Below are 23,769 nucleotides of genomic sequence, written 5' to 3' on the forward strand. Positions count from 1 at the left end.
GTCGATGTGCCCAATCGTTCCAATGTTTACGTGCGGCTTTGACCGGTCAAACTTTTCCTTGCCCATGACTACTCGTCTCCTCGTGTTGGCCGGCGTTTGGACCGGCGGTATAAAAAAATAAGCTGAAAACTAACTCCCCGATCAGTAGTACGCGTACAGCCTGAAAAACTTCTGTCGCAGCTCCGGCGCAACGCGTTCGAGGCTGGCGAGATAGAACTCACGAATCTGGCCCTGGTCGCTGTTGCCTAACCGGCCATACTCCGTTGCGGTGGTCTTGCCCAGGAGCCCCTTGACCAGCACCGACTGAAAGTCACGCACGCGAACCCCCGAACGCTCGAGGGTCTTCAAAAACGCGGCTACATGTCCCGAAGAAAATGAGGACTCGATGGCCCCCTTCACCACGCCAAACGGCTCGGGATCGGCGACATGAAGTACAGCCTGCTCATGCAAAGTGCTCAACGCAATCTCCTACAAACATTTGGAGCGGGAGACGGGAATCGAACCCGCGACCAACAGCTTGGAAGGCTGTGACTCTACCACTGAGTTACTCCCGCCCTGCTACTGCAAAGTCGTCCATCTTCTGGACTTCTCAAAAATTCTGGAGCTGACGGAGAGGCTTGAACTCTCGACCTCTCCCTTACCAAGGGAGTGCTCTACCACTGAGCTACGCCAGCATAAAAACCTGAAACAAAAACTTTTCTACCGTAAAACAATTTTACCGCGAACGGTAGCGTTCCAACCCGACGCGGAAGGCAAAATAGCCCAATAAAATCCACGTCAGCGACCGGTATTTTCCTGGCTGCATCGTATGCCAGGAAAGTAAGGCCAATACCCCAATGACAGCAAGCGCAATCCACATCCGTCCGCTGCCTGCAGGGCTTAGATCCACAACTCTCCGCTCGTACAACAAAAAACTAGTGGTGCACAGGGGAGGATTCGAACCTCCGTAACTCGAAGAGTGGCAGATTTACAGTCTGCTGCCATTAACCACTCGGCCACCTGTGCACATTCTGCAAAGTCCTCTCTGCCGCACACAGCCCTTATCTCAACCCATCAAGTCCCATGCAACGATCCATATCCCGAATCGTGCGGGTTATCTAAAACCTTGAAGAAGTCTGAGGAGGCCTGCGTGACCAGAACGGCAAGCAGTACAACCAAATCCGTCTTTCTACCGCTGCTACCTCTCATTGCTGCCTGAAACTGGAGCTGGCGAAGGGACTTGAACCCCCGACCCTCTGATTACAAATCAGATGCTCTACCAGCTGAGCTACGCCAGCCCAAACAGCCCTGTTTTACCGCTGTGAATCAGCCCTCTGTAAGCCCAACCGCAGAACGCGCAGCAGTGCCTGCGCAGAGTGCGCCGCAGTCGTAACTTTAGCATAGCCGGAACGTGGTCGCAACGTGGCTGCCTCTTGAAAACTCTTCAGCCAATTGAAACCCGCTCCCACGGCGGAGGCACCTTCACTGAAGCCATTCCCGCAGCGGTCGCGGCCTGCACGCCCATGTCCGTGTCCTCGAAGACGAGGCATGACTCGGGCGCGACTCCGAGCCTGCGTGCCGCCATCAAAAACGGCTCGGGATCGGGCTTGCTCTTCTCGTAATCCCCGGCACAGACAAGCGTGTCGAACCGGTCCAGAATCCCCAGCGATTCGAGCGAAGCCACCACGGAATCCTTTGTGCTTCCCGACACCACCGCGAAAGGAATCTTCCCAAATTGATCTTCAATATGCTCCAGCACCTCAGGGACAGCCTTGAGCTGCGAAAGAGCCGCAAAATAAAGCTCCTCCTTGCGCCGGGATACATCCTCGATCGGCATCTTCAGCCCATGCCGCTGGTTCAGCGTGGAGATGATCTCCGTTACCGGCATACCGCCCCACGCATAGAAGATCTCTTCCTCAAACTCGCAGCCCCATTCGGCAAGGACGTTGCGCCAGGCGACGTAATGAAGCGGCATCGAATCGACAATCGTGCCGTCGCAATCGAACAGATAAGCCTTGAAGGGGCCAGCCGGTAAGTTCAGTTTCAAAGTCTATTGCCTTTCTCTGCATGACGCTTTGCGATTTCATCGCACTCTCTTCATTTTCTCATCAGGGATCATCAGGGATATTTGCTCGCCGCTGACGCTAAGGATTAATTTCGGAACTTTTGCAGCGGGTGTCCGTAGGAAGAATCATGATGACAACGCTGCAGACGAAGTCTTTTCGTATCGGACATTTCCTCGCCATGCTGCTTTTGCTTGCCGCTGCCCCGTTGCATCTCTCAGCCCAATCGCCATCATCGCCTGCTGCGCCGTTGCCCCTTCGATTTGAAGTCGCCTCGATTCGCCCGCACCCGTTCACCGGCGACGAACCCTCCAATCGCCGCATCCTTCCCGGCGGACGTTTTGTCGCCACCGCAACCACAGTCCGCACCCTCATTCGAATCGCCTCCGGTCTCGACGATAACCGTATGTCCGGCGCGCCCGGCTGGATCAACAACGAGACCTTCGACATCAACGCCACGATCGCCGATCACGCCGAGGTCAGGACCCCGGAGCAATTTCAGCAACTCATCCTTTCGCTGCTCGAAGACCGCTTTCAGTTCAAATTTCATCGCGAGCAAAAGGAAGGCCCCGTTTACTGGCTCAAACTCAATAAGCCAGGAAAAACCGGGCCGGCCCTCAAGCCAAGCACACCTGACTCGCAGCCCAACATGAGCACCAACTTCAACGGCGCAATGGGCGAAATGAAGGCTTCGAAGATGTCCATGGCTGATGTTGCCGCCGCGCTTCGCCGTCAGGCGGGCCGTCCGGTCGAGGACCACACCGGCCTCAAAGGCAACTTCGACTTCGAGATCAAATGGTCTCCCGAGGAGATTCCCGACTCCGTCTATCCATCGCTCTTCACCGTTCTGAAGGAACAACTCGGCCTCAAACTCCAACCCGCCAAAGGCACTGTCGAAACTCTCGTTATCGACCAGATCGCCCACCCATCCGCCAACTAATCCTCTGCTTCGCAAACGAACTTCTGCACGAAGGTCATTGAAAACATTGCCGTACGTCCGGGGACAGAGTAGAAACAAAGTGGATGCGCAAATCGACCCGCTACTCGCTTCTTATCGCGCTCGCGCTTGTAGCCGCGCTGGCCGTCGCCATCTTCCTGCGCAAGGCCGCTCCGCCCGAGGCAGCGCGCCTGCTGCCGGAGTCAGACGCCATCGTCTACTTCAACCTCAAGCCTCTGCGGCTGGCGACCCACTTCGACCGCACGACCGTTAACCGCAGCGCTGATTATCAGCACTTCATTGACGCTACTGGCATTGTGCCAGAGCGCGACCTCGACGACGCTGCCTTCGCGCTGCATCGCATGGACGATCCTGATGGGCCCAATGGATCCGTAGGCTACTCCGAAGTCTTCGAAGGCCGCTTCGACGGCACCCGACTTGCCAAGTATCTTGCGACCATCGCGACCTCGCAGGAGAGCTACGACGGCCACACCATCTTCACAATCCCGGTAGGCGAGCTCGACCCCAAAACCCGCACCGCGCGCCAGCTTCGCGTTGCCCAGCTCGACTACGACACCATCGCCGCCTCCAACATGCCCACGACCGAGCAGATCCACTCCATCCTCGATCGCCATCGTGCCGCGGCATCGCCCTTCTCTGGTTCATCGTTGCTCTCGGCGCGGTACGGCGATGTGCCTCTGCTGTCGAGCGCATGGGCTATCGGCCACATCGGCCTGCCCTTCTCCGAGCGCGGCTATATCTCTGTTCTCGGGTTGCAGCTTCCGTTGCCCGAGGACACCACCTTCGTGGCCAGCCTGCGCTATGTGGGAACGCTTCATCTGCGTGTCGAGCAGAGCGCCCCAACCGACGCCGATGCCGCCCGCTCCGCCGAAACCCTGACCGGTCTGCTCAATCTCTTCCGATCGATCCAGCAGGGCCAGCCACGCATCCCCGCCGATGCCTCGCTGCGCACCATGATCGAGTCGCTGAAGATCGAGCAGCACAAGGACCGCACCGTGCTTACGGGGACTGTCCCTCTCGATCTGCTCAAGCAGCTCACCGCGCCATCTGCCAGTCCTCAGCCATAAGAGCATCTGGCATGTGGTCAATACTGGTAAACAGGCTGGCGAATAGAAAACAGGCGAGGACTTAGGTCCTCGCCTGTTTTTGACCGATGGCGCGAATCAAGAACAGGTAAAAGCAGGGACAATGGCAAAAGCAGGTCCTCCGCCTGCGGCGAAGGATGACAAGGATGATTCAGATTGCTTGATTGAAGAGTTTTTAAACAGGATCGGTACGCTAGCTGCCTGATGCCGCGTCGCTGCCAAGGTTGGCCATCGTCACCCGCATATAGCGATGAGGATTGACGGGAGTATTGCGGATCCGCACCTCGTAGTGAAGATTGGAGCCGGTAACCCGGCCGCTGTGGCCGACATATCCAATCACCTGGCCGCGAATCACTATCTGGCCGACGATCGAAGCGAAGGCCGAGAGATGCGCGTAGCAGGTCTCAACGCCGTGGCCGTGATCGATGATCACCTCACGTCCGTAGCCGTTCACCATTCCGGCGAGCTTTACTACTCCGTCGGCAGTCGCGTGGACCGGTGTGCCGGTCGGCGCAGAGATATCAAGGCCCTTATGAAACTCACCTTCGCCGTTGCCCTTGACCGGATCTTCGCGCTCACCAAAGCTGCTTGTAATCGGCCCCATGACCGGCCAAAGCGAAGGAGCGTAGGAGGCCATCTGGAGGTTGCCAGTGTCTGTCATATCCAGACTGCCCGTCGGGGAATAGTCGGGACTACCCATCACTGTCAGCGCACGCGTTACTGAGCCGCTCATCGCAGAGTTGCGCAGGGCATAAAAAGATTGCAGAGACTTGTAATACGACTCGTCTGTAAGGCTGTTGCTGGTCTCGGTCAGCGGAGTCGTCGCAACCGATTCAGTCCCGGACGACTTGTGATGCCGCCCTGCCGTCATCACTATCTTGCTCGTCGATGTCAGCTTGCCTGCGGTCAGGCCATAGAGGGCGGAAACTTCGCTCGCCAGCGAACCCAGGGAGGCTGCCTCGATATCCTTATCGTGCGCCGTCTTCTCGAGATGCGCATAGTCTTTTTGCAGGGAGTTGTGGTCTTGCCGAAGTTGATTGAAGCGCGCTGTCTTAATCAGCATCCGCGAGTACGATCCCGCCATCCCGGTAATCGTAAACATGCCGATCACGGCTGCCGCCACGAAGATATACGCATAGTGCAGCGGCACCGGAACCTTGTTGAGGCTCCCGTCTTCGCCACGGCTGACGAACATGATGTAGTAGCGCTTTTTAAGACTCAATCGACAATCCAGACCCAGATGAATTTGACCACACTACAATTGCCGTTCACAAAGCTTCACTGCTGACAAATTCCACTCAATGATTCAACCAGGGCAAATGAGCTTTACTAATCGGCATTCAGAAATTGCAGTTTTGGTTCGGGCGTCTTCTACAGCCTAACAAACCACCGGATACCGCACAACTCGGTTTAGCCACACAATATAACATCGCTATACTGCTTTTCGGCCGTATTTAGAACATCATGAGAGAGTTAGCCCTGATCGAGCAGATTCGCCGTGACTTCGGCACCTCACGAAGTCGAGCCGTAGCCCTTGGCATTGGCGACGACTGTGCCATCCTTCGCCCTCCATCTGGGTCCGAAGTCCTTGTTACGACAGATTTTACCCTCGAAGGGCGACACTTTCGCCGCGATCTGCACTCGCCCGAGTCCATCGGCCACCGCTGCCTTGCGCGTGGTCTCAGCGACCTGGCCGCCATGGGTGCAACTCCGATGACCGCCTTTCTCTCGCTCGCCCTGCCTGCTGATCTGGTTTCGACTGCCAAGGGTCGTGCATGGATCACCCGCTTTTTCAAAGGCTTACGGTCCCTTGCCAGCCAGCACCGCATTACCCTTGCCGGCGGAGACACCGCTCAATCCCCCACGAGCGCCATCCTTGCCGATATCGTTCTCCTCGGCGCTGCACCTGTGGGCAGATCCCTGCGACGCTCTGGAGCCCGCGTCGGCGACGTGATTTACGTCACCGGAGCACTTGGCGGAGCGGCCGCAGAGCTCTCTTCCATGCTCGCCCGCAACGCTGGTCCGGCAAAGAGTTCCAAAACGGGAAATCACCCCCAGACCTTTCCTGAGCCTCGTGTCGCAGTGGGTCAGGCGCTGTTGCGCCGCAAACTGGCGACCGCCTGCATCGACATCAGCGATGGCCTCTCAACGGATCTGGCCCACCTCTGCAAAGCCTCCAACGTTACCGCCGAACTCGAACAGGCAGCCATCCCTCTGCATTTTCTTACTCGCAAGCTACCTTCAGCAGCAGCCCTTAGTGTCGCTTTGCATGGCGGCGAAGATTACGAGCTGCTCTTCTCTGCGCCAGCCTCAGTCTGTGTCCCTCGCCAACTGGCGGGCGTCCCTATTACCCGCATCGGGCAGTTCACGCGCAAACAGGCCGGGCGCCCACTGATCGCCTTGATTGAACCCAATGGCAGCCGCGCTACACTTGAGCCACAGGGATGGGAGCACTTTCCCAGCCGCTAAGCCGCATTTACTGCTAAATCTATGCGCGATTCCACCAAAATTATCCGCTCCGGTCTGACCCCGGCCATCCCCGGAACACCACTCCACTCCGGCCCGGTCTTCGCCGCTCCGTACCACACCCCCGGCGACCCGGCGGACACGGCTTACAGCTACGCCCGCTCCCACAACCCCACATGGACGGAGTTGGAACACGCCATCGGCCAGATGGAGTCCGGCCCCGGCTATAGCGCCAACGCGCTCGTCTTCGCCTCAGGCATGGCCGCCACTACCGCGGTCTTCGGAGCCATTCTGCGTCCCGGCGACGTCGTTGTGATGCCCTCGAACGCCTACTTCGCCGCCCGTGTGCTGGCGCAGGAGTACTTCGCCAAGATGGGCATCGAGCTTCGCACCGCGCCAACCGCCCGCAATGCGCAGGCCGAGTTGTTGCGGGGTGCAAAGCTGCTTTGGCTGGAGACCCCCAGCAATCCCACCATGGAGATCTGCGACATCACCGCGCTGTGCGAAGCAGCCCGCAGCGACGGCGTGCTGGTAGCCGTCGACAACACCACCGCCACTGCGCTGGGCCAACGGCCGCTCGCGCTCGGTGCAGATTTCTCTGTCGCCTCCGACGCTAAATCCATGACCGGCCACAGCGATCTCCTGCTCGGCCACGTAGCCACGCGTGACCGCGAACTGCTCGCCAAAATCGACCAGTGGCGCACCCTGACCGGCGGCATCCTCGGCCCCATGGAGGCGTGGCTTGCCCTGCGCTCCATCGCCACACTTCCCCTGCGGCTGGAACGAAGCTGCGAGAATGCCCAGCGCATCGCGGAGTTTCTGACGACGCGCAAAGAGGTCGAGAGCGTCTTGTACCCCGGACTGCCTACGCATCCCGGCCACGCTATCGCAGCGAAGCAGATGCGCTACTTTGGTGCGGTCCTCAGCTTCATTCTGCGTGACCGTATGGCCGCCGAGACCTTCCTCGCAAAGTCGCAGCTACTCACCGAGGCTACCAGCTTCGGCGGCATTACCAGCACCGCCGAGCGCCGCGCCCGCTGGGGAGGCGATGCCGTCGCCGAGGGCTTCATCCGCATGAGTGCAGGCTGCGAGGCCGTTGAAGACCTTATCGAAGATATGGCACACGCATTGGACGCGATTCGATGACACAGAGCTGGACCGTCGAGATTCTGACGCAACCGCCGATGATCGCGCCAGCTCGCCAGTTCACCTATCCGCAGCAGATTGCGGGTGAAGAAGATGCGCTGGCCCGGGGCGCGCTGCTACTGATGGTCCGCCCTACCCGCGGCGGAGTCTTTCTTGCCACCTGCGCTCTCGGCTTCACCGACCCATCCATGCCTACAGGCGTCTTCGCTTGTCCCAACGCGGACGAGCTTTGTGCCGTCGCCGGAGGCTACGCCTACATCGTCGACACGATGCACCCCGAACGCAGCACCCACATCGCGCTCAAGCCGGTGGTCGAAGTCCGTTCGCTGCCCGAGCAAAACCTGCTCCTCTTCTCCGGCTTCCACACGATCGTCGCCTGGGGCGAACATGGCCACGCATGGCAGACAGCAAAGCTAAGCTGGGAGGGCCTTCGCATCACGGCCATCGAGGGCAGTATGCTGCACGGCTTCGGCTGGAACCTGATGACCGACAAAGAAGTCGCCTTCTCCGTCGATCTGCTTACAGGGCAGCATCAGGGTGGGGGTTTTCCTTCGCCGCCGCAAAGGCAAAAAAGCTAAGCGTGGCGTCGCCCTGCTTCACCAGCCGCGTATGCTCCAGTGCGCCATAGCGCGCGGCCAGCTTCGCTTTTTTGGTATGCTCCACAATCACTAGCGCATCCGGCGCAAGCATCTCGCGCCCGCGAGCGCTGCCAAGAAAGCTCAACGTCCCCGAATACTCTGCCTCTGCTTCGTACGGCGGATCGAGAAAGACCAGATCGATCTGCTGTGTGAGCTTGCCTAGCTTCTGCAGCACAGCGCCGACTCCGCGTGGCTCGACCGTGAAGCCGCTACTGATCTTCAGTGCTGTAAGGTTCGCGCGGAGCGAGGCGAGCGCAGGATCGGCATTTTCGGCGAACCACACATGGGCCGCGCCACGGCTCAGGGCCTCGATTCCGACTGCACCTGTCCCGGCGTAAAGATCGACGAAGCAGCAGCCTTCGAGCCGCGGCGAAAGAATATTGAACAAGGTCTCCCGCAATCGGTCACTAGTGGGCCGTGTGTCCAGACCACGCGGAGCGGCCAGGGGACGGGAGCGATAGGTTCCTGCAATAACGCGCATCTCCCAATGGTATGACGGCAGCGCATACAATGATAGTTATGCGTGGGTGGTCATTTCCGATCGGCAGATTTCTCGGCGTGGATATTCGCATCCACACCTTCCTTGTGCTCTTGCTGGGCGTCGCCGTCAGCTATGGCTCGGTTTTAGGTTCGACCGGCGGACGTGGCTTCTCGCTGTGGCTGCTGCTGCTGCTCGCCCTCGCCGTCCGCGAGATCGCCCGCGCCATCGCCGCTGCATGGCTGGGCCTAGACCTGCGCAGCCTGCTGCTGCTGCCCACCGGCGCTCTGATGACCTTTGGTACCCCTGAAGCGACGGAGCGCGCCGATGCACCCGATGTGCAAAAGCGGCTCGCGCTGGTCGGCCCTTTGGCAAACATCGGCTTCGGTCTGCTGCTCGCTGCTATTGTGCTCACGGTGACGCCGCAGATCAGTCTGGTCGAGCGCCCGTGGATCGCGCTTCCTCACCTGCTGCGTTCAGCGATCTGGATCAATCTGCTGCTCGGTGCTATTAACTTTCTTCCTGCTTCTCCACTGGACGGCGGCCGACTCTTCCGCGGCGAGTTCTCGAAGGGCCATGGCATCTTGAAAGGCACCCGCGCCTCGGTCGGACTCGGGCAGATGATCGCCCTCGCACTGGTCATCGGCGGTCTCATCATCAGCAACATGTGGCTCATCATGATCGGCGGCTTCGTGCTCATCGGCTCGCACATGGAGGGCCAGGGGTTGCTGCTGCAGAACGATACGGAAGCCGTCCGCATGCGCGACGTTATGCTCACCGAGTTCAGCATGTTGTCCGCTTCGGACACGCTTGAAGATGCGCTGCAGCGCTCGGTGCATACGCTGCAGGATGTTTTTCCTGTCGTGCGTGGCGCGAATCTGGTTGGCGCAGTCTCCCGGCAGGGCATCGTCGAGGCGCTGCAGGCCGAAGGCAATGGCTATGTACAAGGCGTGATGACGCGCTCGTTCCAGACCGCCCAGCCGGACGATTCGCTGGTATCGACACTGAAGCGCATCATGACTGGGCAGGTTGCACAGATGGTTCCCATCCTCGAAGGCAACCGCATCGTCGGCATCATCACACCACAGAACCTGAACCACGCCCTCGGCCTGCTGAACCAGCGCCGCAGGCTGCGCCCGCCGGTGGAATAGATGGCTGTCGATTCTCTGGAACCGCTGGCTCCGGGGCTTTATCTGGTCGCAACCCCTATCGGCAATCTCGAAGATATTACCGTTCGGGCGCTGCGCATCCTGCGCAGTGTCGACCGGATAGCCTGCGAGGACACCCGCCAGACTCAGAAGCTGCTGAACCACTTTGAGATTCGCGTTCCCACCGTCAGCTACCACATGCACAACGAGGCTCCGCGCGCGGAAGAGCTGGTGGCCGAGCTGAAGCAGGGAGCGCGTATCGCCATCGTCAGCGATGCTGGCACGCCGGGCATCGCCGACCCCGGCGGCCAGATCGCCGCGGCAGCCATCGCGGCTGGCATTCCTGTCTTCCCTGTTCCCGGAGCGAACGCCGCCATCAGCGCCCTGATCGCCAGCGGCCTGCCCACTGACCGCTTCACCTTTCATGGCTTTCTGCCCTCCAAGCCCGGGCAGCGTAAGACTGCTCTCGAAGAGCTTCCCCGTGACAACGCCACCCACATCTTTTACGAAGCTCCTCATCGCATCGCGGACACGCTGGGCGATCTCGAAGCCGTCTTCGGAGCGGCGCAGCACGCCGTCGTGGCGCGGGAGCTGACCAAGCTGCACGAGGAGTTCCTGCGTGGCCCGGTCAGCGAGCTCCGCGCCCAGCTTGGAGCCCGCGCAGTCATTCGTGGCGAGATCGTTCTGCTGTTCACTCCTGCCGCACAACAGGCCGCCGCGCAAAAATCCAGCATCGCTGTCGAAGTCGCGTCGCTGATGCAGGCCCAAGGTCTCACGGAAAAAGATGCTCTCAAGCGCGTCGCCCGCGAGCGCGGCATCGGCAAGAGCGAGGCCTATCGCGAGTTTCAGCGCGAGCAGAACCGGTTGCGTTGAAATCCATTTTTGGGTAGTGGTCAAGTTTGGACTGCTTGCGTAATTTGCGAAGGCACCTTAAGAAGTCTCTTGCGCCTCCCTTGATGCCTTGAGAGTATGGGGGGATGCCGGAAGATCCGAAAAATCCAAACGCTTGGTGGGCGGTAAAACTTCCCTCCCTCTTCGTAATGTTTCCGAGAAATTTGAGCAGAAGTCAGAAGAAGCGTCTGTATTGGCTTTTAACTCTTATGATCTTCATATTTTCTATCGAGATTTTCTGGGTTATCAAGCTTATGAAGTAGAAGCAATTTTTAGACTTAACCACTACCCACTTTTTGGGTCGAGTTGCACGACCGGAGCTCTCTCGTGAATACTTGCCGTGTTTCAGATGGAAAATATTTTCCGACGAGAGTTGCTCATGCCGCGCTTCAACATCACTGGACTCGCCATCATCCTCCTATGCAGCGCATCTCTTGCCCCGGCCCTCGCACAGGTTACGAAGTCGGCTCCAATCCATCGAATGTACGTCTTCGGCGACAGCTACTCCGATATCGGCGAGGGATACCTTGACGGCAACGGCCCCACCTCGGTCGCCTATCTGGCGCAGCATCTCGGCTTTACCCTGGCTCCCGCGAACGCGGCAGATACCGCCAATCAAAGCCTTGATTTTGCCATCAGCGGAGCGCAGACCGGCAGCGGTGCGGGGAAGAAGATTGGGAACTCCCTGCTCGGCTATGGAATGCGCAATCAGGTGGACGACTTCGCCGCCAGGGTGAACGCCCACACCATCACCTTCGACCCTGCAACGACTCTCTTCTTCATCGCCGGTGGTCTCAACGATCGCAGTCTCCCGAGTGCGACGACGGTGGCCAATCTTACCGGCGAGATCAAGACTCTCTATTCCCTTGGAGCGCGTCGCTTCACAGTCGCATTGCTGCCCACCGCCATCCCGGCCTTCAGTGCAGTAGGCATACGCCTCAATCCCGAGCTCGCCCGCATCCCCGAAGAGATTTCCCCGCAGCTAGCTGGAGCGCAAATCCTGTTGAGCCATTGGGGGCCGTTCTACGACGACGTGATGCTGCACCCCGCGCAGTATGGCATCACCAATACGACCGATGCCTGCGCCGGACGCGAGATTCACCACGAGAACACAACGCCTTGCGCCAGCCCCGCGACACACTTCTACTACCACACGGGGCATCCTTCGACGGCTACTCACAAGGCGGTCGGGGACAAGCTCTATGAAGAGCTGGAGCATGAGCCCGCCCCTTGATATGGCTACCCCCAACACGAAATACAGGGGTCTCTCCACTCCGCTGCGCGCCGGTCGAGATGACGTCAGATCGTTACTAGGCTCGGCCCTTGACCCGGTCGTACATGTACACATCGCTGGTGGTTCCGAGCGATTCGTTGTAAAGGCTGGTCGCACCGGCCGCCTCGTTCAGCTCTTCGCTGAACTCGTGGATGGCGCGCAGCTTGTCCGCCGTAGCCGGAATCTCGACGTGGCTGGTCTTCAGAAATTTCTGGTAGCCCTTGTCGAGCAGACGCGAGATCTCGCCGTTCAGAACCCAGCCGGGATGGGACAGCATCAGCACGGTGCCATCGGGAGCGGCGGCAATCTCCGCGGCACAGCCGTTCTTGCGCACCTGAAAGGCGTTGGGGGTACGCTTTGCACCCTCCTGCGCGGGCGCTACATCAAATCGCTGACTACCCAGAAGGGAAAGGACATCGTTGAAACTTCGTTGCGGGCTCTTCTTTGCCATAAGTTAGACTCATCTTAACTGTCGCACATCCGGTCTTCTCCTACAATCCGCTCTCCTGCGGCAGACATGGGCCAAAAACGGAAACAGATGATTACTCTTACCAAATCGCTCGGCACCAGCATCCTCGAACGCATCGGCAATACGCCTTTGGTACGGCTTGAACGCCTCTCCGCACACCTACCCGGCGTTCAGATCCTTGGCAAGGCCGAGTGGACCAACCCCGGCGGCTCCGTCAAAGACCGTGCCGCCTCGGCCATCGTCACCGACGCCCAGCGCCGTGGCCTGCTAACCGCCAGCCGTGGCCTGCTCGACGCAACCAGCGGGAACACGGGCATCGCCTACGCCATGCTGGGAGCTGCGCTGGACTTCTCGGTTACGCTCTGCATGCCTTCGAACGTCTCGCCCGAGCGCAAGCGCTACCTCGCGGCCTACGGTGCCAACGTCATCTGGACCGACCCGGCCGACGGCTCCGACGGCGCCATTCGCAAGGCCCGCGAGATGACGGCCGCTGAGCCGGACAAATATTTCTACGCCGACCAGTACTCCAACGACGAGAACTGGAAGGCCCACTACCGCACCACCGGCAACGAGATCTGGGAGCAGACTGACGGCCGCATCACCCACTTTGTCGCCGGTCTGGGCACCAGCGGCACGTTTATGGGCACCTCGCGCCGCCTGCGCGAGCTGAACCCCGAGATCCGCTGCATCTCCATGCAGCCCGACTCGCCCTTCAATGGCCTGGAAGGGCTTAAGTTCATGCCCACCGCGATTGTGCCGCGCATCTACGATTCGAGCCTAGCCGACGCCAACATCGAGATGCCGACCGAGACAGCCTATAAAATGGTGAAAGCCCTCGCTCGCAATCAGGGAATCCTCGTCGGCATCTCCGCAGCCGCGGCCGTCGCCACGGCGGTCCAGATCGGTGAGCAGGAGGCCAAGGCCGAACGCGAAGCCGTCATTGTGACGATCCTTCCTGACTCGGCTGAAAAGTATATGAGCGAACGTTTCTGGCAGGAGGAGTAACCAAGTGCTTCAGATCAGCTATGCCGACTACGAAGCCCTGCGCGCGCACGGCGAAGAGACCTATCCGCACGAGTGCTGCGGCGTTTTGCTAGGCAAAAATGAGCCGGGTACGGGCAATCGTGTCCAGCAGCTCGTCCGCGCGGGCAACACCCGCACCGACTCCGCCCACAACCGCTACAACATCGCTCCGCAGGAGCTGGTGAAGATCCAGCGGCAGGCACGCGGCCTCGGGCTCGACATCGTTGGCTTCTACCACTCGCACCCCGACCACCCGGCGCAGTGGTCGCCGACCGACTTTGCCGAAGCCCACTGGCTGGGATGTTCGTACATCATCACCAGCGTCGACAACGACAAAGCGGTCCTGACAAATTCCTTCCTGCTCACCGGCACCACCGAGGAAGACAAGAAGTTCGAAGACGAAGCCATCGAGATTGAAATCGCCAAGGCTCCGGCGAATAAATAGAAAGGTCAAGCATGAACATTCACATCCCTACACCGTTGCGCACCTACACGGGCGGCCTTGAAACCGTCACCGTCTCCGGTGCGACCGTCAGCGCGGTGTTCGAGCAGCTCACCATCAAGTACCCCGAACTGAAGCAGCACCTCTTCACCGCTGAGGGCAAGCTTCGCTCCTTCGTCAACGTCTACGTCAACGACGATGACCTCCGCTATCTGCCGGAAAAGGAAGCCACCGCCGTTACCGACCGCGACGAGCTGACCATTATTCCCTCCATCGCAGGCGGCACAAGCTGTTGATTCCACGGTCCAGCGACAAGCGTCCGTCCCGCAGATGAGCCTTTCCCCCGGCTCCTGCATCTAGAATTGACAGAGATAAGAGAAGCCCGAAGGAAGCCGCAATGCCTACAGCCATTGAAGAAACCGTAGAACTACCCAAGCTCACCAACGACGAGATCGCCCGTTACTCCCGCCATCTGATCCTGCCCGAGGTCGGCATGGACGGCCAGCGAAAACTCAAGGCAGCTAAGGTCCTGTGCATCGGCACCGGCGGCCTCGGTGCGCCGCTCGCCATGTATCTCGCCGCTGCCGGAGTCGGCACCATCGGCCTCGTCGACTTCGACGTCGTCGATACCAGCAATCTCCAACGCCAGATCATCCACACCACGGCCACGGTCGGCATGTTGAAGAACGATTCCGCCGAGCTGATGCTCAAGGGCCTCAACCCGAACCTGAACGTCATCAAGCACAACACGATGCTGACCAGCGCCAACGCGCTCGACATCCTGAAGGACTACGACGTCATCGCCGACGGCACCGACAACTTCCAGACCCGCTATCTGGTCAACGATGCCTGCGTCCTGCTGGGCAAACCCAACGCCTACGCCTCCATCTACCGCTTCGAAGGTCAGGCCAGCGTCTTCGGCGTACCGGCTGGTCCATGCTACCGCTGCTTGTATCCGGAGCCGCCACCGCCGGGCCTCGTTCCTTCGTGCGCCGAAGGGGGCGTGCTGGGTATTCTCCCCGGTCTGCTGGGCGTTATTCAAGCCACCGAGACCATCAAACTGATCCTCGGCATCGGCGAGCCTCTGATTGGCCGCCTGTTGCTGGTCGACGCCCTCGGCATGAACTTCCGCACCCTCAAGCTGCGCAAGAACCCGGAGTGCCCGGTTTGCAGCGCGAACCCAACCCTGACCGAGCTGATCGACTATGACCAGTTCTGCGGTATCGAGAAGCCCACTTCGGTTGGCCCGCTTGAGGTCGCCCGCGACAAGGTAGTCGCTGACCTGCCTGTGGTCGACGGCATTCCGCAGATCTCGGTCGAGGCGCTGAAGCAGAAGCTCGATGCCAAGGAAGATGTGTTTGTCCTCGACGTTCGCGAGCCGCACGAGTATCAGATCGTCAACCTTGGTGCGCCGCTGATTCCAGTGGGCGAGCTTCCCAGCCGTCTCGGCGAGCTGGCCGCGCAGAAGGACCGCGAGATCGTTGTCCACTGCAAGACCGGCGGACGCAGTCAGAAGGCTTCCCTGGCGCTCAAGCAGGCGGGCTTCACCAACGTCTCCAATCTGACCGGCGGCATCACCGCGTGGGCAGAGAAGATCGACCCGTCGCTGCCGAAGTACTAAAACAAAATCAATTCGCAAGAGAACACCCGAGCCGCCAAAAGCTTGGGTGTTCTCTTTTCCGTGCATCCCAACCTCTAACGCACCAATCGTTACACCGCTTCTTTCCTATAAAAACCGGGAACATTGGGCATGTCTTGACGTATCTTGCTCATAATGGCACGGACAACCGTCATTCAACCTTCAGACCCAACGCTGCGGCCCGCGCTGCGGCTGGCACTGGTCTTCGCAGCCATCAAGCTTGTCTTCCACATTGGTGCTGCGCTCTGGCAGCACCACATCGGCTATGGCTACTTTCGCGACGAGTTTTACTACATCGCCTGCGGGCGCCATCTCGCCTGGGGCTATGTCGACCAGGGCCCTGTCGTTGCGGTACAAGCCCGCGTGGCCGAAACGCTGTTTGGCCATTCACTCGTGGGCATTCGCCTGCTCTCGGCGCTTGGTGGAGCCATCCGTGTCGCGCTTACCGGCGTGATCTGCTGGGCGCTGGGCGGACGCCGCTCCGCCCAGGCGCTGGCGATGCTCTTTGTTCTCCTCGCGCCCATCTATCTCGCCATCGATGGCTTCCTTTCCATGAACAGTTGGGAGTCGGCCTTCTGGATGCCCTGCATCCTTGCACTCATCCTGATCCTGCGCGGCCGCAGTCCGCGTCTCTGGTGGACCGTCTTCGGCGTCTCCGCCGGACTTGGCCTGCTCAACAAGCCGTCGATGACCTTCTTCCTTATCGCGCTTGCGCTGGCCCTGCTGCTCACTCCGCAGCGAAAGGCTTTGTTCACGCGATATGCCGCATGGGGTGTCGTTCTTCTGGTGCTGATCGCACTGCCTAATCTCTTCTGGCAGATGCACCACCATTGGGCCACGCTGGAGTTTCTACATGACGGCCGTGTCGCGGGTAAGAATACGCGTCTCGCTCCATTGCCCTTCATCGCCAACCAGATCTTCATCCTCGGTATCCTCGGGGCCTTCGTCTGGATCGCTGGACTTGTCCGCCTGCTGCGGCAGCGTGAGCAGCGCTGGCTGGGCCTCACCTACTGCATCTTCCTCGTTGTCATGGTCGCCCTCGGCGCCAAGGACTACTACGTCACGCCCATCTATCCCTTTCTGTTCGCTGCAGGAGGCGTTGCATGGCAGCAACGGTTCGCGTCCAATCGGCGGGTGCAAACAGACCGGGCGATCGCGTGGCCGATCCTCACCACCGTCGTCATCGTGCTATCGGCCGTCTTTCTTCCCGCCAGCAATCCGATACTTCGGCCCGCAACGTTCCTGAAGTATGCCCATGCCCTTCATCTGCCCAACAGCGACAGCGAGAGCGGAAGGCGGGCGGTACTGCCGCAGTTCTACGCCGATCGCTTCGGATGGCAGGAAGAGGTCGACCAGATCACTGCTGCCGTCGAGCGGCTCTCTCCCGAGGATCGGGCGCAGGCAGGTATCGTCGCGGACAATTACGGAGAGGCGGGCGCGCTGGACTTTCTTGGGCACGATCTTCCTCCTGTCATCAGCGGCCACAACAACTACTGGCTCTGGGGCCCGCACAACGTGGGAGCAAAGGTGCTCATCGTCATCTCCGGCGATCCGCCGCAACACTTCCAGAGCCTGTGTCGCGAGGTGCAGATCGTCGGGAACATGAATCACCCGCTGGCCATGCCGTTCGAACGGCGCAAGACGATTTATTTGCTGCACGACTGCCAGGAGGCCCAAAGCCCGACGCTCAACTGGGCAAAGTACAAGTTCTACTATTAGCCCCCAACCACATCGTGAGCAGCGGACACCCCGGAACTACTCGGGCTTATCGTCCGCTACCAGAATCTGCAGGCATAGAGGCTTCTCCAACATGCAGTCCAGCTTGGCAATCAATTTCATGGCCTTCTCGATGGTCGAGGTCAAAGAAGGCTCGGTCGTGACCACAAACGGAAGACGGTGCTTGGGATGGCCGGGGGTCTGCAACAGCGAATCGATATTTGCCCCCACCTTCGCCAGTGCACCTGCAATCGAGGAGACGATCCCTGGCTTGTCATCCACTACGAAACGAAGGTAGTGCGGAGCCATGAACTCGTCGGTCACTTCCCGCTTGCGGACCGGCAACTGTACCGCGCTGCAATCCTGCGCAACGGCCAGCAGATCGGAGACAACCGCAACCGCTGTTGGTTCGCCGCCCGCGCCGTGGCCGGAGAAGACGACGTCGCCGCCGAACCGTCCGCTGACAACCACCATATTCTGCGTGCCGTGCGACCACGCCATCGGCGAGCTTAGCGGTACAAGCATCGGAGCGACCCGCGCATGAACGGCGTTGCCGTTTCGCTCTGCCTGCGAGACCTGGCGGATCGTGCAGTTCAGCTCCTTGGCATAGGTAAAGTCGATCGACTCGATCGTCGAGATGGTCTGGGTCGTCACCGCATCGGGGTCAAGCTCGGCATGGAGCGCGATGCGCGACAGAATGCACAGCTTGGCCCGCGCATCGAAGCCGTCCACATCGGCCGACGGATCGGCCTCGGCGTAGCCAAGCTGCTGCGCATCGGCCAGTACCGTGGCATAGTCGGCGCCGCCCTCCATGCGGTTGAGGATGTAGTTGCAGGTCCCATTGAGAATGCCGCTCAACCGCCTTGCCTGATCTCCGCCCAGCCCCTGCTTCATGCCGGGAATCACAGGCACACCGCCAGCCACGGCAGCGCCATAAACCAGATGAACATTGTTGACCGCTGCCAGCTTGAAGAGGCTTGCGCCGCGATAGGCGATCAACTGCTTGTTGGCGGTGACAACCGATTTGCCCGACGCCAGCGCCTTGCGCAGCCATCCCTCGACAGGATTCAAGCCGCCCATCAGCTCGACGACAACGTCAACCTTTGAGTTCAGGATGTCATCGATGTTTTCGGTCCAGATAACAGACGCAGGAACCGCCTTGGCCCCAGCAGAGGTCCGCTTGCGCTGAACATCGCGATTGAAGATATGGGTCAATTCTATGCCGGGAAACTTAGACGCAGCCAAGACGCGCGCCACCGAGCTGCCCACCGTTCCGAAGCCGAGTAGAGCCACTTTTACCGTCGAACCAGCTTGCTTCTTCTTTGCTGCCTGTTTTTTCTTCGTCGCCATCACTTAATAATCGATTCTGCCGGCGTACTTGCGCCAAGCCTCAAAGTTAGAGATTGCCTGCTCCCGCAACAGGTTTATCGTCGGAATTCGGCGCTCGCTCAAGGGGAGCTTCACTTCTTCATAGAGAAACGCATCGTCGAAACCTGCGGCAGCAGCATCCGCCGAGGTGTTGCCATAGAAGATCGCATCACAGTGCGACCAGTAGATCGCCGCCAAGCACATTGGGCACGGCTCGCAACTGGAATAGATCGCGCAACCGGCCAGATCAAACGTTGCCAGCGTTGCCGCAGCATTGCGAATCGCCGTGACCTCTGCATGGGCCGTGGGATCGTTAGTTGCAGTCACCTGATTGACACCCGTGGCAACGATCTTGCCATCGCGGACAATTACCGCCCCAAAAGGGCCGCCGCGACCCAAGACGACATTCTCCGTCGCCAGGGCGATCGCCTTTTCCATAAAGATTGGATTGCCCTGCATTCGGCTCGTTATCCTTATTCCATATTCCGCATTTGGCACGGAGAGACTGACGGGATAGTCAAATTATGGCACATGCCCCACCGCTCCTTGCTAACCTAACATCAGTGTAGACGCTCCTATACGCATGGCCATCGAATCCATCAATCCCGCCAACGGCAAACTCCTCCGTCACTTCGATCCGCTTGAGGACGGAGCGATCCACCAGAAAATCGGTCTCGCCGCCGAGGCTTTCGAGGCCTATAAGGCAGTCCCGCTCGAGCACCGCGCTCTCTGCATGAGAAAGCTGGCCTCGATCCTCGAACATGAGACCGAAGATCTAGCGATCATCATCACCGAGGAGATGGGCAAACCTCTCCACACCGCGCGACAGGAGGTGCTGAAGTGCGCCACCGCCTGCCGCTACTACGCGGAAAATGCCGCCCGCATCCTTACCCCGGAACCGATCCCGACCGACGGCAACGACAGCTACGTCCGCTGGGACCCGCTCGGCGTCATCCTCGCCGTTATGCCATGGAACTTCCCCTTCTGGCAGGTCTTTCGCTTTCTTGCCCCCGCACTGATGGCGGGCAACGTCGGCCTGCTCAAGCACTCGTCGAATGTTCCCCAATGCGCCCTCACCATCGAGGCACTCGTCCGCCGTGCCGGATTTCCGCGAGGCACCTTCCAGACCCTGCTGATCGATTCCCGCCAGATCGAGTCTGTACTCAACGATGAGCGGATCGCCGCTGTTACCGTAACCGGAAGCGAGCCCGCTGGCCGTGCGGTGGCCGCGCAGGCAGGCTGGCTCATCAAAAAGTCTGTGCTCGAGCTGGGCGGCAGCGACCCGTTCATCGTCATGACCTCCGCCGACCTCGATGTTGCCGTCGAGACTGCCGTTCGCGCACGCTGCGTCAACAGCGGCCAATCCTGCATCGCTGCCAAACGCTTTATCGTCGCCGATGAGATTTATGACGAGTTCGAAGCACACTTCGTCGCAGGCATGGAGTCCATGCGCGTCGGCGATCCCATGAAGGACACCACGGACATCGGGCCGCTCGCAACGGCCAGCATCGTCGACGAGCTTGAAGCACAGGTAAAAGCCGCAACCAGCGCCGGAGCGCGGATTCTCACTGGCGGAGAGCGTATGGTCGGCGAGGGCAACTACTTCGAGCCAACCGTACTCGTCGACGTGCCGCGAACCTGTGTGGTCTATCGCGAAGAGCTCTTCGGGCCAGTCGCCATGCTCTTTCGCGTAGCGGATCTGGATGAGGCGATCCGGCTGGCAAACGATACTCCTTTTGGCTTGAGTGCTTCAGCATGGACACACAACGCGAACGAGCAACAGCGTTTTGTCAGAGAACTACAGTGCGGGGCGGTCTTCATAAATGCAATGGTTGCGAGCGATCCGCGACTGCCCTTTGGCGGCATCAAGCGTTCCGGCTATGGACGCGAACTATCTGCCGCGGGAATGCGCGAGTTTCTCAATTCAAAGACGGTCGTCATCGCACAGCCTGATAACGAGCACCCTCGCTCTGAGAGGTGATTAAACGGGCAAGGGCGACCAAAACTGGCCGCCCTTGCTTTCGTTTTTAATTCCTAGAACTGGAATGACATGTTGAGGGAGATACGACGAAGGGCTGAACTGCTGGTATAAGGATTGCCCGCCAACTGCGTAGACTTTCCAAACGACTTGCCCGTCATTGTCGCATTCGGCGTCGCATAATCGGCATTGTTGAAGAGGTTCTGGGCCTGGGCCGAGAACGTCAGATTGTATTTTTTGTCCGTCCTGCTGCCGCCAAATCCACCTCTACCGCCACCACCACCGCCGCCACCGTGGCCGCCACCGTGGTCGCCACCATGGCTTCCAGGCCCGCCCCCCGAACCACCTTGATTAGGCGTTGCCGTAGAGCGACCAAAACCGAACGTCTTCGAAGCGCGAAGATTTGTAACGAACAACACGGGGCCGGTGCAGTAGTTAATAGGAATCCGTGTCTCGTTGCCTGGTACAGGAGTAGTAAAGCTGCCGCAACCTGCAATCGTGCTCACGTTGGTTGAGCCGGGGATTGCAAAGGCAGGCCGATCGTTATATTCGCTGTCGCCATTCAAGTCTTTGCCAAGCGTTACGTTATAAGGCGTTCCTGAGGAAGCGACGATGAAGGGGCTGAGCGAGATGTGATATGGCAGCGAAAAATTGCCGCCGAGAAACAGGCGATTACGCCGGTCGAATACTGCGCGTCCATAGTCCGCACCAATGTTGTAGGGCTGAGATGGGAACGTGGTGATACCACCCGTATCCGATTTTGCAAAGTTCAACACATAGTATCCGAAGAGAGTAAAGGCCCTCTCATGGATATTGATATTAGTAATCAATTCATTCTGCCGGTACACTCCCTCAGACTGATACTGCTGGATGACCGCTGCAGCCTCACCGGGCGCGGGGGCAATCGGATAGATAAAGTTGCCGTTGCTGTCCGTGCCTGTAGGTGCATTCACGTTTTGGCTCAGAAACTGATGCACGCCTCTGGTATTCAGATAATTTACGGACAGAGTCGCATTGCGGGCCACCTGTTGATCGGCTCCAATAGCAAACTCCATCGAGTAGGGCGTACGCAAATTTGAAGCGGACGAGACAGTCGTGTTGCCGCCCGGCGACCCTGCGGTGCAACCGCTTAGATTAGTAGGCGAGCACGTTGCAGTATTTGGAAGCGCCAAAGTTGTCTGCAACTGATTCTGACCGTTGTATTGAACGGTGGTCAGGATATTGGCGAGCATATAGCGGTCGTAGAAGATTCCGAAGCCACCGCGCAAAACGGTCTTTGGCGCTTTTTGGCCGCGTCCCAGGCCATAGGCAAACGACAGGCGCGGCGCGAGATCGTGATGGTCTCTAAGATAGTTTTGCGTTTCGTAGCGGAAGCCATAGCTCACGGTGAGATTTTGAACAGGCTTCCAGTCATCCTCTGCGTAGACGCCTAAGTCCACCATGGTTGCGTTCACCGTGGGATGAACAATATTGGTAATTTTGAACTGACTGGCCTGTTCATTCTCATACGAAGAGACAGTCGTGCCGTCGGACCCAACTCCGCAATTCAATGTCAATAGGCAGTTGTAAGTAAACAGTCCGTTGCTGCCTGCCGTTGAAGTATTTGTATCTGCTGTAGACCGCAACCGCCCGCCAAACCGGATGAAGTTCTTCTTCAACTGGATCGAGGTGTAGTTGTGCAATTCAAAGTGATTCTGACTGTCTGCGTTGGCGCCTGTATTTGCACCGCCGTCGGTGAAGTTTCCTGAAACGGAGATCGTCGGAGTGGTGCTCTGTGGTGTCTCGGTGCTATGGTCACGCTGATACTCAAACCGGGTTTCATTGATGATGCGCGAGCTTACAACCTGCGTGTCCGTCATCTGAAGCGTAATCTCCGAGCTGCTTGAGCTGTACGCGGTCGATGGCAGATTAAGGTTTCCCACGCCCTGGTTCGACAGATCGCTTAGCTCATATTCAAAACGTGTCGTGAGCGTGTTCTTCTCTCCCAACTGGAGGTCAATACGCGGACTGATATCGGTCCGCACACTTGGAGTTGGAGTCGCCAACTGATAGTTACAGGAGGTCTGCCCAGCAGCGCACGGAAACTGCGATGGCAGCACCGTCGCGTTGATCATGGCGTTGTCTTGAATCGACCGGTGCGATCCTCCCACAGTGAAAGAAGCAATGGAAGTAAGAGGGCCAGACACGTCTCCAAACATTAATATCGTATGGTATGGAGGTTGGGTAACAGAATTCTGCCCTGGACTTAGATTGTCGTTGAGAAGCGGGTTGCCGCTATTGAATGCCGAGGGATCTCCAGACAACTGATAAAAGCCGTGAAGCTTGTCCGTGCCGGGCTTGGTAAAGATCTGCACCCGGCCATAGCCCAATCGATCGTACTCTGCCGAAAACGGGTTCTGATTGATGCGAATCTCGCGGATCGAAGACTTTGGCGGTAACTGGCCGCCAGTAAATCCATCGACGTAAATCTGACCGCCATTCGGACCGGCGGCCGGCCCTGCCAACGCTGTCAATTCAGAAGAAAGTTCATCCGGGTCATCCGACAAGGCATCAAGATCTTTTCCCTTGATGACCGTGGAGCTGGCATTACTGTCTGCGTCGACGCTGACCTGCGCCGACTGCGCGGTCACCTGCACCTCCTGCTGCTGGGCCTGGATGTCCATCTTCGCATCGAGCGCGAGCGACTGGCCCACATTGACCTTTACGCCCAGCTTCACGAACGAAGCGAAGCCTTGCATCGTAACGGTCTCGGAATATGTGCCGGCTGGGACATTGTGAAGCACGTAGGTTCCATCGCTCTGCGACTGGGTGACCAGCGGCTTGCCGGAGGCGGGCGTCAGCGTAACCATTGCGCCGGGAATCACGGCCTCATCCGGATCGGCAACTGTTCCATGTACCGTAGCGCCCTTCTGCTGGGCACTTGCAACCATAGGCATAACAACGAATGAAAAAAGTACAGCAAACCTTAAAGCTGAACGAAATGACATTACTACTCCTCGAAAAATACCG

The 23,769-nt window shown here is 59.0% G+C and carries 23 protein-coding genes and 4 tRNA genes; 14 read left to right on the top strand and 13 right to left on the bottom strand.

The annotated features are described in order from the left end of the window. Positions 1 to 141: 141 nt before the first annotated feature. From GSQ81_RS06885 to GSQ81_RS06915, 7 genes are all read right to left on the bottom strand, one after another. A complete protein-coding gene (locus GSQ81_RS06885) occupies positions 142 to 459 on the bottom strand; it encodes a hypothetical protein (RefSeq protein ID WP_318523930.1) in 318 nt (105 codons plus the stop codon). A 20-nt stretch (positions 460 to 479) separates the two neighbouring features. After that, positions 480 to 554, bottom strand: a tRNA-Gly gene (locus GSQ81_RS06890). Between the two features lie 45 nt (positions 555 to 599). Continuing rightward, positions 600 to 674: transfer RNA gene (locus GSQ81_RS06895), tRNA-Thr, on the bottom strand. Between the two features lie 41 nt (positions 675 to 715). Beyond that, positions 716 to 889, bottom strand: a complete 174-nt coding sequence (locus tag GSQ81_RS06900) for a hypothetical protein (RefSeq protein WP_158910050.1) — start codon at positions 887 to 889, stop codon at positions 716 to 718. Positions 890 to 918: 29 nt separating this feature from the next. Beyond that, positions 919 to 1,005, bottom strand: a tRNA-Tyr gene (locus GSQ81_RS06905). Between the two features lie 196 nt (positions 1,006 to 1,201). Beyond that, positions 1,202 to 1,277 (bottom strand) — tRNA-Thr (locus GSQ81_RS06910). 146 nt (positions 1,278 to 1,423) lie between these two features. After that, positions 1,424 to 2,026, bottom strand: a complete 603-nt coding sequence (locus GSQ81_RS06915; RefSeq protein WP_158910051.1) for an HAD family phosphatase — start codon at positions 2,024 to 2,026, stop codon at positions 1,424 to 1,426. A gap of 146 nt (positions 2,027 to 2,172) precedes the next feature. On the opposite strand from GSQ81_RS06915, the gene GSQ81_RS06920 reads away from it, so the two are divergent. Further along, positions 2,173 to 2,982 (top strand): TIGR03435 family protein, encoded by an 810-nt coding sequence (locus GSQ81_RS06920; protein WP_254060059.1) that lies wholly within the window; start codon positions 2,173 to 2,175, stop codon positions 2,980 to 2,982. Between the two features lie 83 nt (positions 2,983 to 3,065). Further along, entirely contained in the window at positions 3,066 to 4,067 is a 1,002-nt protein-coding gene (locus GSQ81_RS06925) for a hypothetical protein (protein WP_158910052.1), read from the top strand. 211 nt (positions 4,068 to 4,278) lie between these two features. On the opposite strand, the gene GSQ81_RS06930 is transcribed toward GSQ81_RS06925, so the two are convergent. Continuing rightward, positions 4,279 to 5,307 carry a M23 family metallopeptidase gene (locus GSQ81_RS06930; RefSeq protein WP_254060060.1) on the bottom strand — a complete coding sequence of 343 codons (1,029 nt, stop codon included), beginning with the start codon at positions 5,305 to 5,307 and terminating at the stop codon, positions 4,279 to 4,281. A 242-nt stretch (positions 5,308 to 5,549) separates the two neighbouring features. On the opposite strand from GSQ81_RS06930, the gene thiL reads away from it, so the two are divergent. Genes thiL through GSQ81_RS06945 form a run of 3 tightly spaced genes read left to right on the top strand, consistent with a single transcriptional unit; the run spans position 5,550 to position 8,275 of the window. Next, entirely contained in the window at positions 5,550 to 6,554 is a 1,005-nt protein-coding gene (gene thiL / locus GSQ81_RS06935) for a thiamine-phosphate kinase (RefSeq protein ID WP_158910053.1), read from the top strand. A gap of 21 nt (positions 6,555 to 6,575) precedes the next feature. Beyond that, positions 6,576 to 7,697: a cystathionine gamma-lyase gene (locus GSQ81_RS06940; protein ID WP_158910054.1), complete on the top strand. Its 1,122-nt coding sequence runs from the start codon at positions 6,576 to 6,578 to the stop codon at positions 7,695 to 7,697. Further along, the gene (locus tag GSQ81_RS06945; RefSeq protein ID WP_158910055.1) at positions 7,694 to 8,275 is read left to right on the top strand and encodes a hypothetical protein; all 582 of its coding nucleotides are present in this window, start codon (positions 7,694 to 7,696) and stop codon (positions 8,273 to 8,275) included. Before GSQ81_RS06940 ends, GSQ81_RS06945 begins: the two co-directional genes overlap by 4 nt. Here the strand turns inward: GSQ81_RS06945 and rsmD are convergent. Beyond that, entirely contained in the window at positions 8,217 to 8,816 is a 600-nt protein-coding gene (gene rsmD, locus GSQ81_RS06950; RefSeq protein WP_158910056.1) for a 16S rRNA (guanine(966)-N(2))-methyltransferase RsmD, read from the bottom strand. The genes GSQ81_RS06945 and rsmD overlap by 59 nt on opposite strands. A 38-nt stretch (positions 8,817 to 8,854) precedes the next feature. Here rsmD and GSQ81_RS06955 point away from each other — a divergent pair, with 38 nt between their 5' ends. The 3 genes from GSQ81_RS06955 (at position 8,855) to GSQ81_RS06965 (ending at position 12,086) form a co-directional block, all read left to right on the top strand. Continuing rightward, a complete protein-coding gene (locus tag GSQ81_RS06955) occupies positions 8,855 to 9,964 on the top strand; it encodes a CBS domain-containing protein (protein WP_158910057.1) in 1,110 nt (369 codons plus the stop codon). Then, positions 9,965 to 10,834 (top strand): 16S rRNA (cytidine(1402)-2'-O)-methyltransferase, encoded by an 870-nt coding sequence (gene rsmI / locus GSQ81_RS06960; RefSeq protein WP_158910058.1) that lies wholly within the window; start codon positions 9,965 to 9,967, stop codon positions 10,832 to 10,834. It begins immediately after the preceding gene. 397 nt (positions 10,835 to 11,231) lie between these two features. Next, positions 11,232 to 12,086 carry an SGNH/GDSL hydrolase family protein gene (locus GSQ81_RS06965; protein ID WP_158910059.1) on the top strand — a complete coding sequence of 285 codons (855 nt, stop codon included), beginning with the start codon at positions 11,232 to 11,234 and terminating at the stop codon, positions 12,084 to 12,086. A 76-nt stretch (positions 12,087 to 12,162) separates the two neighbouring features. On the opposite strand, the gene GSQ81_RS06970 is transcribed toward GSQ81_RS06965, so the two are convergent. Beyond that, complete coding sequence (locus tag GSQ81_RS06970) at positions 12,163 to 12,576, bottom strand: hypothetical protein (protein WP_158910060.1); 414 nt, start codon at positions 12,574 to 12,576, stop codon at positions 12,163 to 12,165. 87 nt (positions 12,577 to 12,663) lie between these two features. Between GSQ81_RS06970 and GSQ81_RS06975 the strand changes: the two genes are divergently transcribed. The 5 genes from GSQ81_RS06975 to GSQ81_RS06995 all read left to right on the top strand — a co-directional run bounded on the left by GSQ81_RS06975 (position 12,664) and on the right by GSQ81_RS06995 (position 17,417). Then, a complete protein-coding gene (locus GSQ81_RS06975; RefSeq protein ID WP_158910061.1) occupies positions 12,664 to 13,599 on the top strand; it encodes a PLP-dependent cysteine synthase family protein in 936 nt (311 codons plus the stop codon). 4 nt (positions 13,600 to 13,603) lie between these two features. Continuing rightward, positions 13,604 to 14,062 carry a Mov34/MPN/PAD-1 family protein gene (locus GSQ81_RS06980; protein ID WP_158910062.1) on the top strand — a complete coding sequence of 153 codons (459 nt, stop codon included), beginning with the start codon at positions 13,604 to 13,606 and terminating at the stop codon, positions 14,060 to 14,062. Positions 14,063 to 14,073: 11 nt separating this feature from the next. After that, on the top strand, positions 14,074 to 14,355 hold the full coding sequence (locus tag GSQ81_RS06985) for a MoaD/ThiS family protein (RefSeq protein ID WP_158910063.1): 282 nt from the start codon (positions 14,074 to 14,076) through the stop codon (positions 14,353 to 14,355). A 101-nt stretch (positions 14,356 to 14,456) separates the two neighbouring features. Then, positions 14,457 to 15,680 carry a molybdopterin-synthase adenylyltransferase MoeB gene (gene moeB, locus GSQ81_RS06990; RefSeq protein WP_158910064.1) on the top strand — a complete coding sequence of 408 codons (1,224 nt, stop codon included), beginning with the start codon at positions 14,457 to 14,459 and terminating at the stop codon, positions 15,678 to 15,680. A gap of 153 nt (positions 15,681 to 15,833) precedes the next feature. Further along, on the top strand, positions 15,834 to 17,417 hold the full coding sequence (locus GSQ81_RS06995) for a glycosyltransferase family 39 protein (RefSeq protein ID WP_158910065.1): 1,584 nt from the start codon (positions 15,834 to 15,836) through the stop codon (positions 17,415 to 17,417). 36 nt (positions 17,418 to 17,453) lie between these two features. On the opposite strand, the gene GSQ81_RS07000 is transcribed toward GSQ81_RS06995, so the two are convergent. Both GSQ81_RS07000 and GSQ81_RS07005 read right to left on the bottom strand, forming a co-directional pair. Further along, on the bottom strand, positions 17,454 to 18,764 hold the full coding sequence (locus tag GSQ81_RS07000) for a homoserine dehydrogenase (RefSeq protein ID WP_158910066.1): 1,311 nt from the start codon (positions 18,762 to 18,764) through the stop codon (positions 17,454 to 17,456). A gap of 3 nt (positions 18,765 to 18,767) precedes the next feature. Next, positions 18,768 to 19,241, bottom strand: a complete 474-nt coding sequence (locus GSQ81_RS07005; RefSeq protein WP_158910067.1) for a nucleoside deaminase — start codon at positions 19,239 to 19,241, stop codon at positions 18,768 to 18,770. 124 nt (positions 19,242 to 19,365) lie between these two features. Here GSQ81_RS07005 and GSQ81_RS07010 point away from each other — a divergent pair, with 124 nt between their 5' ends. Further along, positions 19,366 to 20,763, top strand: coding sequence for an NAD-dependent succinate-semialdehyde dehydrogenase (locus GSQ81_RS07010; RefSeq protein ID WP_158910068.1), 1,398 nt, complete (start codon positions 19,366 to 19,368; stop codon positions 20,761 to 20,763). A gap of 53 nt (positions 20,764 to 20,816) precedes the next feature. Here GSQ81_RS07010 and GSQ81_RS07015 read toward each other — a convergent pair whose 3' ends face one another. Next, the gene (locus GSQ81_RS07015; protein WP_158910069.1) at positions 20,817 to 23,690 is read right to left on the bottom strand and encodes a TonB-dependent receptor; all 2,874 of its coding nucleotides are present in this window, start codon (positions 23,688 to 23,690) and stop codon (positions 20,817 to 20,819) included. Positions 23,691 to 23,769 lie beyond the last annotated feature (79 nt).

This window comes from Granulicella sp. L56 (assembly GCF_009765835.1).
Classification (GTDB): Bacteria; Acidobacteriota; Terriglobia; order Terriglobales; family Acidobacteriaceae; genus Edaphobacter.